General features: G+C 32.4%; 13 protein-coding genes. 8 read left to right on the top strand and 5 right to left on the bottom strand.

What is annotated here, in order from left to right:
• The first annotated feature begins 188 nt into the window (after window positions 1–188).
• The 8 genes from murA (at window position 189) to AC5M21_RS12345 (ending at window position 8,347) form a co-directional block, all read left to right on the top strand.
• Window positions 189–1,457, top strand: a complete 1,269-nt coding sequence (murA, locus tag AC5M21_RS12380) for a UDP-N-acetylglucosamine 1-carboxyvinyltransferase (RefSeq protein WP_008787496.1) — start codon at window positions 189–191, stop codon at window positions 1,455–1,457.
• A gap of 110 nt (window positions 1,458–1,567) precedes the next feature.
• The gene (gene rpmE / locus AC5M21_RS12375) at window positions 1,568–1,771 is read left to right on the top strand and encodes a 50S ribosomal protein L31 (RefSeq protein ID WP_008787497.1); all 204 of its coding nucleotides are present in this window, start codon (window positions 1,568–1,570) and stop codon (window positions 1,769–1,771) included.
• Between the two features lie 228 nt (window positions 1,772–1,999).
• Window positions 2,000–4,102, top strand: coding sequence for a PTS sugar transporter subunit IIABC (locus tag AC5M21_RS12370; RefSeq protein ID WP_423766941.1), 2,103 nt, complete (start codon window positions 2,000–2,002; stop codon window positions 4,100–4,102).
• Window positions 4,103–4,119: 17 nt separating this feature from the next.
• Window positions 4,120–4,965 (top strand): PRD domain-containing protein, encoded by an 846-nt coding sequence (locus AC5M21_RS12365; RefSeq protein ID WP_054325607.1) that lies wholly within the window; start codon window positions 4,120–4,122, stop codon window positions 4,963–4,965.
• A gap of 190 nt (window positions 4,966–5,155) precedes the next feature.
• Window positions 5,156–6,145 carry a mannose/fructose/sorbose PTS transporter subunit IIA gene (locus AC5M21_RS12360; protein ID WP_054325606.1) on the top strand — a complete coding sequence of 330 codons (990 nt, stop codon included), beginning with the start codon at window positions 5,156–5,158 and terminating at the stop codon, window positions 6,143–6,145.
• A 15-nt stretch (window positions 6,146–6,160) separates the two neighbouring features.
• Window positions 6,161–6,976 (top strand): PTS mannose/fructose/sorbose transporter subunit IIC, encoded by an 816-nt coding sequence (locus tag AC5M21_RS12355; RefSeq protein ID WP_008787502.1) that lies wholly within the window; start codon window positions 6,161–6,163, stop codon window positions 6,974–6,976.
• 20 nt (window positions 6,977–6,996) lie between these two features.
• Window positions 6,997–7,914 carry a PTS system mannose/fructose/sorbose family transporter subunit IID gene (locus tag AC5M21_RS12350; protein WP_054325605.1) on the top strand — a complete coding sequence of 306 codons (918 nt, stop codon included), beginning with the start codon at window positions 6,997–6,999 and terminating at the stop codon, window positions 7,912–7,914.
• A 49-nt stretch (window positions 7,915–7,963) separates the two neighbouring features.
• A complete protein-coding gene (locus AC5M21_RS12345; RefSeq protein ID WP_054690108.1) occupies window positions 7,964–8,347 on the top strand; it encodes a DUF956 family protein in 384 nt (127 codons plus the stop codon).
• A gap of 57 nt (window positions 8,348–8,404) precedes the next feature.
• Here AC5M21_RS12345 and AC5M21_RS12340 read toward each other — a convergent pair whose 3' ends face one another.
• The 5 genes from AC5M21_RS12340 to AC5M21_RS12320 all read right to left on the bottom strand — a co-directional run bounded on the left by AC5M21_RS12340 (window position 8,405) and on the right by AC5M21_RS12320 (window position 12,601).
• Window positions 8,405–8,827, bottom strand: coding sequence for a DUF2000 domain-containing protein (locus AC5M21_RS12340; RefSeq protein ID WP_054325604.1), 423 nt, complete (start codon window positions 8,825–8,827; stop codon window positions 8,405–8,407).
• The gene (locus AC5M21_RS12335) at window positions 8,811–9,722 is read right to left on the bottom strand and encodes a DMT family transporter (protein ID WP_117599075.1); all 912 of its coding nucleotides are present in this window, start codon (window positions 9,720–9,722) and stop codon (window positions 8,811–8,813) included. Before AC5M21_RS12335 ends, AC5M21_RS12340 begins: the two co-directional genes overlap by 17 nt.
• Window positions 9,723–9,799: 77 nt before the next feature.
• Complete coding sequence (locus AC5M21_RS12330; protein ID WP_236916429.1) at window positions 9,800–10,573, bottom strand: AraC family transcriptional regulator; 774 nt, start codon at window positions 10,571–10,573, stop codon at window positions 9,800–9,802.
• Window positions 10,574–10,672: 99 nt separating this feature from the next.
• Entirely contained in the window at window positions 10,673–12,013 is a 1,341-nt protein-coding gene (locus AC5M21_RS12325) for an MATE family efflux transporter (RefSeq protein ID WP_008787508.1), read from the bottom strand.
• Window positions 12,014–12,016: 3 nt separating this feature from the next.
• Window positions 12,017–12,601 (bottom strand): cytidylate kinase-like family protein, encoded by a 585-nt coding sequence (locus AC5M21_RS12320; RefSeq protein ID WP_008787509.1) that lies wholly within the window; start codon window positions 12,599–12,601, stop codon window positions 12,017–12,019.
• Between the last annotated feature and the right edge of the window lie 167 nt (window positions 12,602–12,768).

Genomic DNA, 12,768 nt, shown 5'->3' with positions numbered 1-12,768 from the left:
TTGTAAAATTATAGAATATTTGGAATGTTTTTAGAAGTCAAAAATTGTTTTGATATGGAAAAAAGATGTTTTTTTAAATTGTTTTGATATTTATATCATTCCCGTGTATAATCAGTATGAAATCAAAATCGTATGTATAATCTATTATACATTTTTATATATTTATAAGAGAGAAAGGAAAGAAATCAATGTCAGAAGTTATTGCTATTGAAGGTGGATATAAATTAAATGGTACAGTGAGAATTAGTGGAGCAAAGAATGCAACTGTTGCATTAATTCCTGCAGCAGTGTTATCAGATGGACCTGTAGAGATATTTGGAGTTCCTGAAATTTCAGATGTCGAAGCTCTTGCGATATTATTAGAAGAATTAAAATGCGAAGTAGAAGTTGATGGAGAACATATAAAAATTGACCCAACACATATGGAGGATATTCCACTTGTGAGTGATGCAGTCAATAAATTAAGAGCATCTTATTATTTTATGGGAGCATTGTTAGGTAAATATAAAAGAGTAAAAATTAAAATGCCTGGTGGCTGTTATTTAGGACCACGTCCTATTGATTTACATTTAAAGGGATTTGAAGCTTTAGGGGCTAAAATCACTTATGAAGATGATACTTATTTATTAGAAGCAGAAGAATTGATTGGAACACAGATATATTTAGATTTTGCTTCTGTTGGAGCAACTATTAATATTATGTTAGCAGCTGTGAGAGCTAAAGGAAAAACAGTTATTGAAAATGCTGCTAAAGAACCTGAAATTATTGATGTTGCTAATCTTTTAACAAAAATGGGAGCAAAAATTAGAGGTGTTGGGACAGATAGTATTACAATTGAGGGTGTTGATCATTTAAATGGCACTTTTCATGAAATTATACCAGATCGTATTGAAGCAGGAACATTCTTGATTATTGCAGCTGCAGCTGGTGAAAAAGTCATTATTCAAAATATTATTCCACAGCATTTAGAAGCATTGATTTCTAAACTTAAGGAAATGGGTGTGAAAATGGATGTTGTTGGCGATAGTATAGTTATCTTTGGAAGCCAAGAAAATCTTCATCCAGTTGATATTAAAACCCAAACATATCCAGGGTTTGCTACTGACTTGCAGCAACCATTAACAACTTTATTAACACAGGCACAAGGTGAGTCACATGTAAAAGAAACGATATATGTTGAGCGTTTTAAACATTGTGCTGAATTAAATAAAATGGGAGCTTATATTGAAGTAGGAGAAGCTTCTAGTGATATTCATGGTGCAACATCATTGCATGGAGCAAGAGTTCAGGCAACTGATTTAAGATGTGGAGCAGCATTGGTTATTGCGGGGCTTATTGCTGAAGGAAAGACTGAGATTACAAATGTTTATCATATTGATCGAGGATATGATAATATTGATCATAAATTAATTACTTTAGGTGCACATATTTCTCGTTATGAAATTGATGATGAATAATCATTGAAAAAGTTGAAAAAAGTATTGTATTTATCGATAAGAAATGCTATTATAATTGAGCAACTTACTTTGAAGTAGCAAATATTTCAAGGCGGAAGGAGATCGTAAAAATGAAAAAAGGAATTCATCCAGATTATAAAAAAGTAAAAGTTGTTTGTACTTCTTGTGGAAACGAATTTGAAACTGGATCAGTATTAAACGAAATTCGTGTTGATACTTGTTCTAATTGTCATCCATTCTATACTGGAAAACAAAGATTTGCTAGTGCAGATGGACGTGTTGATAAATTCAACAAAAAATACGGACTTAAATAAGAAACCAGGAGCAGAGATCTGCTCTTTTCTTTTTGCCATTTTTATTCATATATAGGCTTGATTTTGAGAGTTATAAAATACAAGTTTTGGGTTTTCATTGTTCATAAATGAAGTAAAGAATTGGAAAATATTGATAATTATTATAGACATTTTTATATCCTTTCCTTAAAATAAGAATGAAATTATACATATTTTAATAGAAAAGTGAGAAATTGAGGGGAAAGAGAGATGCAAATGAAAAAGAGCATTTTTAGTGTTTTACAAAGGATAGGTCGGAGTTTTATGTTGCCAATTGCAGTTTTACCAATTGCTGGACTCTTCTTAGGAATTGGCAGTTCTTTAACAAATGAAGCAACAATGTCATCATTACATTTAGAAGCCATTTTACAAGAAGGGACTTTTCTTTATCAGTTTTTAACTCTTTTGATGCTTGTTGGAAATATTGTCTTTGATAATTTACCAATTATTTTTGCGGCATCTGTAGCACTAGGGATGACAAAAAAATCGAAAGAGGTTGCAGTATTATCAGCAGTGATTGCATTCTTTGTGATGCATGCCACAATCAATGGAATGCTGACAATTAATGGCATTATTGTCAATAACCAAATTATTGATGGTAAAGTCTTAGAAGGAACAATTACTTCTGTGTGTGGAATACTATCACTCGAAATGGGTGTTTTTGGTGGAATTATAGTAGGGTTAGGTGTGAGTTTTTTACATAATCGTTTTTATCAAGTACAATTTCCTGATATCTTATCTTTTTTTGAAGGAGAAAGATTTATTCCAATTATTTCTACAATTGTTTATTTGTTTGTTGGAATTGTCATGTTTTTTATTTGGCCTTTCATTCAAAATATGATTTTTGGATTAGGGAAATTTATTGTTGATTCTGGTTATTTTGGGACATTTATATATGGTATTATCAAACGAGCGCTTGTTCCTTTTGGACTTCATCATGTTTTTTATATGCCATTTTATCAAACTGCAATTGGTGGTTCAATGGTCGTCAATGGTGTCTTGGTGAATGGAGCACAAAATATCTTTTTTGCCCAGTTATCTGATCCTACAATTCGTCACTTTAGCAGTGAGGCAACTCGTTATTTTTCTGGTGAATTTATTTTTATGATGTTTGGGTTACCTGGTGCTGCATTGGCAATGTACCAAACAGCAAAAAAAGAATCACAAAAAGTCATTGGCAGTCTTTTTCTATCAGCAGCTTTGACAAGTATTCTTACAGGTATTACAGAGCCGATTGAATTTACCTTTATTTTTGTAGCTCCATTGTTATTTGGTGTTCATGTTTTCTTAGCTGGTACTGCTTTTGTCATTGCGCATGTTTTTCAAATTGCAATTGGCTTTACCTTTTCTGCTAGTTTCATTGATTTTATTGTTTTTGGTGTTCTACAAGGCAATGATAAGACGAATTGGATATGGATTATTGTTTTTGGGATTCTCTATTTCTTTTTATACTATTTTAGTTTTCAAATATTGATTAAAAAATTTGACTTAAAAACACCAGGTCGTGATGATAATAATAAATTAACAATTTTTAAAAAGAGCCAATTTGATTATACATTTGATAAATCAACAATTGATCGTCAATCCCAAATGATTATCAAAGGATTAGGTGGACGTCATAATTTTAGTGATTTGGATTGTTGTATTACACGCTTAAGAGCAACTATCAATGATAAAGACTTGATTAATGAAGGGATTTTAAAACAAGCAGGAGCAGCAGCTATCATGATACAGGGTGGTGGTATTCAGATTATTTATGGTCCTAAGGCTTCCTCAATAAAAAGTAAGCTAGATGAATATTTATTAACTGTTCCAGAAGAATACGATGATTATCAAACGGTTTTAACATTGTATAATGAAACAGTTTTTGAACTTGGAAATGTTGTTGATGGTGAAGTTTTACCTATTGAAAATGCTTGTGATCAAATCTTTTCTCATAAGTTATTGGGTGATGGAATCATGATTAAGCCTTATAATGGTTTAATAGTTTCTCCAGATGATGGTATCATTACAATGATTTATCCAACTAAACATGCGATTGGATTAAAGTTAGATAATGGAATTGAATTATTATTGCATTTTGGAACAAATACTGTTAATTTAAATGGTGTTGGTTTTGAACTATTGGTTAAACTTCATCAGAGAGTTCAAAAAGGTGACTTGCTTTGGAATGCAGATCTTGAATATATTAAAGAAAATGCAACTGATGAAAGTCTGCTTATGGTGATTACCAAAATAGATGAAGGTGCATCAATAGAAAAAGTATATGGGGATAAAAAAAGAGGGCAAACAATATTAAAGATACAGAGTTAAAGAATGGGGGGGATTTTATGTATGAGGTTGTGAAAGTACTCAATAATAATACAATTCTTGCTCATAGAGATCATGAAGAAGTCATTATCATGTATAAGGGAATAGGCTTTGGTAAAAAAGCAGGTGAGCATTTTGAAATCCCGAATCAAGCAAAAAGATATTTCATGCAGAAGAGTTATCAAACGAAGAACAATGTTCATGATATTATTAATTATATTGAACCTGTTTATTTAGAAATAGCGGCTGAAATCATCAGGTTAGCGGAAATCAAATTTGAAAAAGTGAGTCATGATATTTTACTGCCATTAGCTGATCATATTTATTATGCAATTAAGCGGATGGAGGAAAATATTATGCCATCTAATCCATTTACAAATGATATAAGATTATTGTTTCCAGATGAGTATGAAATTGCTGCAAAGGGAAAGGAAGTTATTGAAAAATATGTCAGAAGAGTGATTAATGATGATGAAATTGGTTTTATTACACTCCACATTCATTCTGCTATTTCTTCAAATAAAGTTGCTGAATCTATGGAAGCAACACGGGTGATTCATGAAGGTATTTTGCAATTACAAAGTGATTTACATATTGTTATTGATGTTCAATCTATTTCCTATGTAAGGCTTATGAATCATATTAAGTTCTTAATTTTACGTTTAAATACAAATGAAAAATTACAGATGGATATTAGTGAATTTACCAAAGATAAATTTCCATTTGCATATGAACAAGCCCGTCATATGTGTGAGTCTTTATCCAAAGTTTTAAATAAAGAATTACCTGAAACAGAGATAGGTTATTTGGCATTACATTTAGAAAGAATCTTATCAATAACATTAGATCATCAAAACAGTGCTTGACACATTTTACAATTAATGGTAATATCTTTTTAGAAAAAATGAATATTTAATAGTGTGTAACTGTTAGGCAGGCAATAACTATTTTAGAAGAGAGTGACTACTTTTTATAGTATGTTTTTAGTTTCTTTTAAAATAGATTGTCTGCCTTTTTTGCATTATTAAATGTCAAAAGAAAGGGAGGAAAATATTAATGGTAGGAATGATTCTTGCTAGTCATGGTGAATTCGCAAATGGAATCTTACAATCAGGAACAATGATTTTTGGTGAACAGCCTAATGTGAAGGCAGTGACTCTAGAGCCAAGCGAAGGTCCTGATGACTTAAAAGCAAAATTAGAAGCAGCAATTGCAACATTCGATAATCAAGATGAAATTCTTTTCTTGGTTGACTTATGGGGTGGAACACCATTTAATCAGGCCAATGGCTTAATCAATGGACATGAAGATAAGTGGGCAATTGTCACAGGTTTAAACTTACCTATGTTGATTGAAGCTTATGCATCTCGCATGAGTATGGAAACTGCACATGAAGTTGCAACACATATTTGTGAAGTTGCAAGAGAAGGTGTGAAAACACGTCCAGAAACATTAGAACCACAAAAAGAAGTGAAAGAGGTTGTACAAACTGCTTCGCTACAAGGAGCTATTCCAGAAGGAACAGTCTTAGGTGATGGTCATATTAAGTTTGTATTGGCACGTGTTGATACCCGTTTATTACATGGGCAAGTGGCAACGACTTGGACAAAAACGACACAACCAAATCGTATTATTGTTGTTTCTGATTCAGTTGCAAAAGATAATTTGCGTAAACAGATGATTGAACAGGCAGCCCCACCAGGTGTGAAGGCAAATGTTGTCCCTGTTTCAAAAATGATTGAAGTTGCTAAGGATCCGCGTTTTGGAAATACGAAAGCAATGTTGTTGTTTGAAACACCTCAAGATGCACTACGCGCGATTGAAGGTGGTGTTGATATTCAAGAATTGAATATTGGATCAATGGCCCATTCACTTGGAAAAGTTGTTGTCAATAAAGCCATTGCGATGGGAAAAGATGATGTTGAAACTTTAGAAAAATTAAAGGAACTTGGAATGACTTTTGATGTTAGAAAAGTTCCAGCAGATTCAAAAGAAAATATGGATCATCTTTTGAAAAAAGCAAAAGATGAATTAAAAAATTCTTAAAAGGAGGATAATGAAATGTCTATTATTACAATAATTTTAATTATTATCATTGCCTTACTAGCGGGAATGGAAGGAGTTCTAGATGAATTTCAATTCCATCAACCATTAGTAGCATGTACTTTAATTGGTTTGGTCACAGGACACTTAAGTGAAGGAATTATTTTAGGTGGTTCTTTACAGATGATTGCTCTTGGATGGGCGAATGTAGGAGCAGCAGTTGCACCTGATGCCGCATTGGCTTCAGTTGCTTCAGCTATTATAATGGTTTTGGCGTTGCAGGATGGAAGTGTTGATTCATCAACAGCTATTACAACTTCAATTGCTGTTGCTATCCCTTTATCAGTTGCAGGTTTATTCTTAACGATGATTTGTCGTACAATCGCAATTCCAATGGTTCATTTTATGGATGTAGCAGCTGAAAAAGGAAGTTTCCGTACAATTGAAATGTGGCAGATTCTTGCAATTGTTTTACAAGGTGTGAGAATTGCCATTCCAGCAGCGGCTTTATGCGTTGTGCCAGCAGTTGTTGTCACAGGTGCGTTGAATCAAATGCCTGACTGGTTATCAGGTGGTATGGCTGTCGGTGGTGGAATGGTTGCTGCTGTTGGTTATGCCATGGTTATTAACATGATGTCTTCTAAAGAAACATGGCCTTTCTTTGCAATTGGCTTTGTTTTGGCAGCAATTGGACAATTAACATTAATCGCATTAGGGGTTATCGGTGTTGCTTTAGCACTTATTTACTTAGGGCTAAAAGAAAACAGTGGAACTCATGGTGGTGGCTCTGGTGGAACTGGAGATCCATTAGGCGATATCTTAAATGATTATTAATCTTGAAGGAGGAAAGAAAAATGGCAGAAAAAATCGCATTATCAAAAAAAGATCGTTTAGCAGTTGCTTGGCGTCATCAGTTCCTTCAAGGATCTTGGAACTATGAACGTATGCAAAATGGTGGTTGGTGTTATTCAATTATTCCAGCTATTAAAAAATTATATCCTCAAAAAGAAGATAGAATTGCAGCTTTAAAAAGACACTTAGAATTTTACAATACACATCCTTATGTATCAGCACCAGTTATGGGAGTGACATTAGCATTAGAAGAAGAACGTGCAAATGGAGCTGAAATTAATGATCAAGCTATTCAAGGTGTTAAAGTTGGAATGATGGGACCCTTGGCTGGAGTAGGAGATCCTGTCTTCTGGTTTACACTTCGACCAATTCTAGGTGCACTAGGAGCCTCTTTGGCTTTAAGTGGAAGCATTGTTGGACCATTGTTATTCTTCTTTGCATGGAATATTATTCGTATGGCATTTATCTGGTATACACAAGAATTTGGTTATAAAGTTGGAACATCTATTGCTCAGGATTTATCTGGTGGGTTGTTAGGAAAAATCACACAGGGAGCATCAATTCTTGGGATGTTCATTATTGGAGCATTGGTCCAACGTTGGGTAAGTATTTCATTTACGCCAGTTGTCTCTCGAGTTGTTCAATCAGAGGGAGCATATATTGATTGGAGTAAAATTCAGGCAGGTGCAGATGGGATAAAATCAGCATTAGAACAATATGCAACTTTAGGAGCCAATGGCTTAAATCCTGAAAAGGTCACAACATTGCAACAGAACTTAGATCAATTAATTCCAGGCTTATCAGCATTATTGTTAACATTATTATGCTGCTGGTTATTAAAGAAGAAGGTTTCACCAATTGTTATTATTGTCACATTATTTATTATTGGTGTGTTGGCACGTGTTGTTGGTATTATGTAAAAAGATGCGTGTTTTATAATTTTTCTAAACATTATGATGGAGGACAAATATGGTACAATCATTAAATACAAAAGTTGATTTCACAATTGAAGCAACTTCATATCTAGGTATAGCAAGTTATGGTAAAGTGATGGTAGGAGATAAAGCCTTTGAATTTTATAATGAAAAAAATATCAGAGATTATATTCAAATTCCATGGGAAGAAGTTGACTATATTATGGCCTCTGTCATGTTTAAAGGTAAATGGATTCCTCGCTTTGCAATTGAGACTAAAAATAATGGAAGATTTACGTTTTCAACACGTCATAATAAGGCGTTATTACGTTCAGTGAATCAATATATATCATCAGAACGCTTAGTCCGTTCATTGAGTTTTTTTCAAGTCATTCAAAGAGGAATTAAAAATATTTTTATGAGAAAACATAAAATATAATGAAAACTGCTAGCAAAGAATTAACTTTGTTAGCAGTTTTTAAGTAGAAAATATAGATTATCTTAATAGTGGGAGACTCCCAGTTAATTTATTAACAAGTTTCTTCGTTCCATAAATCGCAATCCCGTAATAAGTAAAGTCATCTTCAGGTGTCTGATTTGCTTTTTCTATATATTCATCATAAATATTACAGCGTTGAGCAACATCAGAGAAATCAACAACGATTAAATCCTTAAAATCAGGCAGATAAAGCTGCTGTCTTATTTCTTTTATCTTCTCTTGTGTTGTTTTTAAAATAGGAACTGGTGTTGTAATAATACCAAGATGTTGATATTGATCTTTATCAAATACTGTTGGTCCTACTGTTTCGGGAATATATTTTCCAAGTGTTATTCCCAGGATACCAGCTGTATTAGCAATGATTCCTAAAGGGAGTTCCTCATTAAAAACCATAACACATTTTTCATTCTGTATATTCATAAATTATATTCTCCTTTTTTGTTTTCTTGTTTTCAGATAACAATAGACCTACTAATGTTAAGATGATTCCAAGTAGTGTTGTGAAAGTCATTTTCTCATGCAATATAAAAGTTGATGTCATAGCTGTAATAACTGGAACAATATAAATATAAACACTTGTTTTGACTGAACCTAAAATTTTAACAGCTAAGTTCCAAGTGACGAAACAGAGTGCTGATGCACCTAGTCCTAAAAACAATAAATTAAAAAGATTGATTGGCATTACAATTTGTGAAAAATCAACATCAAATCCCATCATTAATGTAAATGGAAGCATAAACAGGAGTCCATAAAAAAATGTACGTCTTGTTGTTTGAATAATATGGTAACCAAAACCAGCGAGTTTCTTTGTTAATGTAGAATAGCCAGCCCAAATAATAGCAGCAATGATTGCTAAAAAATCACCGAAAGGATTGAGTTGTAATTGTGAACCGCTAAAACTAATCAAATAGATTCCCATCATTGCAATGATAAAGCCTATAAAAAAGCGAATATGCGGCTTTTCTTCATGTAAAAAGAGGCAGGCGAAAATAACAGTAAAAAAAGGAGCAATGGAAATAATGACACCAACATTAGATGCTAATGTATAGGTCAATGCAATATTTTCAAAGAGATAGTATAATGTTACACCACATAAACCTGCAGCCATAAAGTAGAGTTCTTCTTTTTTGTGGGTTAAATGGAGATGATGAGGATAAATAGACCACAAGATTATGTAACCTATTAAAAAACGTATAAATAGAATTTCTATTGGGCTCAAAATATTGAGAAGAACTTTTGTTGATATGAAGGTTGTTCCCCAAATAATGATTGTTATCAATGCAGCACAGTGGCCAAAAGTTATTTTGTTTTTCATAGCTTTATGCCTTTTTCTAATATAGGTTCTTCATGAATAAAAATCTTTTGATATTGCTTAGGGGTTAAACCAATAAATTACTTAAAAAAGTGTGTAAAATGACTTTGATCAGTAAAACCAGTCATATATGCAACATCAATTGGTAATATACCTTGCTCAAGAAATTTCTTTGCTTTATCAAGTCGAACTGTTTGTAAATAGCGATAAGGTGATAAACCAATCTGTTTTGTAAAAGAGCGTAATAAATAGGACTTTCCGAAATGAGTCATTTTTAATAAATCATCTAATGTGATGTTTTCAGCAAAATGTTCATCAATATAAATACATATATTTTTAATTTCATCATTAGGTTCATCGATATTATCAAAATCAAAAGGAGTTGCATATTCTTGAAGAATTTGTTCTAAAAGAAAGAAAAATGCTTCTTCTTTTTCTAATTTAGGAGCATGATGTACAATAGCATCATACAATTCTCCAATAGATTGTGTAATATCACTTTGAAAAATAACGTTTTGAGTAAAATGTGGCATATAGGCATGACCAGCAATTTCTTCAACAGCTTTTAACATAATATCAGGATTAATATTTACTGCACGATAATCTAATATTTCACCATTTACAGGTGCGCAAAAGTGATTATCATGGGGATTAAAGATAAGCAAATCACCAGCTGTTACTTCATAATTCTGACCTTTACAACAAAGGTGGCGTTTGCCACCTTCAACAAAACCAATGACATAATATTCATGAAAATGATTTGGAAACTTTTGAACAATTCCACTGAGGTTATAGGCTTCTATAGCTAAGTCACAATCATAATAGACATGACGTTGTTCTTGAATTTGAGACATAAATGGATTTCCTCCTTGTGTTCATTCTAGCATTTTGTCAATTCATTTTCTTGTATGATATGACACTTTAATAGAAAATCTCTCCTGATTCAAGAGAGATTAAAAGCTTATCTGTTTTTTCATTTTCTTAAAAAGAATTGTTGATGTTGTTGCTGAAACGATTTCAGCAATTGGAAAACATAGCCAAATAAGATGAATATTACCTGTTAATGACAAAAGATATGCACAAGGCAATAAGACAAATAATTGTCTAATAAGTGATGTTAATAAACTATATGTACCTTTTCCAACAGCTTGGAAGAGTGCGCTGCAGACAATTGAATAACCAGCAAAGAGAAAGTGAATAGCAATAATTCTTAATGCTGGTGTTCCAATTTGAATCATGGCTTGTGAAGCATTAAAGAATCCTAAGAGGATTTGAGGTATGGATTCAAAAAGAATAACACCAATTAACATCATTCCAGTTGCATAAATCATAGCTAATTTTATTGTATCAAACATTCGCTTACTTTGTCTGGCACCTAAATTATAAGCAATAATAGGAATCATACCATTATTTAATCCAAAGACAGGCATAAAGACAAAACTTTGCAGTTTAAAGTAAACTCCGAAGACAGCTGTTGCTGTTGTAGAGAATCCAATTAAAATTGTATTCATTCCAAATGTCATGACACTTCCTATAGATTGCATAATGATAGATGGAATACCAACAGAATAAATTTGTTTAATAATTTGTATATTTGGTTTAAAGGATTTCCATTGAAATTGAATATCATGATTATATTTGAGATTTAAGACAATTGCCAATAGGCATGCAATGATTTGACCAGTTACAGTTGCAATTGCCGCTCCAGCGACACCCATTTTAGGCATTCCAAACAGTCCAAAAATAAAAATAGGGTCTAATATAATATTAATAATTGCTCCAAGTCCCTGTGTAATCATTGTATGGATTGTTCTTCCTGTTGCCTGTAAAAGTCTTTCAAATAAGAATTGGCTAAACAATCCAATTGAACATCCTACAACAATCATGGAATATTGTGTTCCAGCAGTTACAATTTCAGCATTACTTGTCTGGACGGTAAAGAAAAGATGAGAAAGTGTAAGACCGCCAATCATAAAAATAAGTGCAGTCATAAGAAAAATAAAGACTGAATTGGTTGCTGTATGATTGACATGTTCTTGATTCTTTTCACCTAAACTTCTGGATAATAATGCATTAACGCCAACTGCCGTTCCGCCAGCAAAAGCAATCATCAGATTTTGCAGCGGAAAGGCTAAAGAGACAGCAGTTAATGCATTTTCACTAATTTGGGCAACAAATACACTATCTACAACATTATACATTGCTTGTACCAACATGGAGATAATCATTGGTAATGACATGGATATCAGAAGTTTATTAACGGGCATTGTCCCCATTTTATTTTCTTGTACCATTACTTATTTATCTCCTTGTTGAAACAACTCAACAATGATATCAGCAACTTTCTCAATTCCTAAATCACTATTGATTGTTAAATCAAAGTTCTTTAATTGACCCCATTTTTTTGTTGTATAGTAATTATAATAATTGCTTCTTCTTTTATCTTTCTTCATAACATATTTCTTAAAGTCTTCCTGTTCTTCTTTATAATCTTCTTGAACACGTCTGATTCTTGATTCTAAAGGTGCATGTATGAAAATAGTAAAGACATCATCGTAATCTTCTAATATATAATCAGCACATCCATTGACAATAATACAAGAATCATGTTTAGCTAAATGACGAATAATCTTTGATTGCATAGCAAAGACCTGATCGTTCAATGGTAAAGTAAAAGCTGAAGATGACATAGTATACATAAAACTTGATGTTTTTTCTTCCGATGCCTTACGAATCGTATCAACATCAATTCCAAGTTCCCTAGCAGCAATATCAATAACTTCATTATCATAATAAACAAGACCTAATTTCTCTGCTACTCTTTGAGCGATTAAGCGTCCTCCTGAACCATATTCTCTAGCGATAGTCATAATTCTAGGCATAAAACATTCCCCCTTTATAATTCTATTCTAACATAAATCAAAAAATGATGACATTATTTTCACAAGATAAATTTATTGTTTTTAAGAAAACAAATTTGTATAATAAAAGCATAAAGTCATTCGGTAAAATGTCAAGAAAATAAATAAAATCTTTTTTAGATAAATCA

This window comes from Coprobacillus sp. (assembly GCF_984815275.1).
This window is presented reverse-complemented; position numbering and strand designations above follow the sequence as displayed.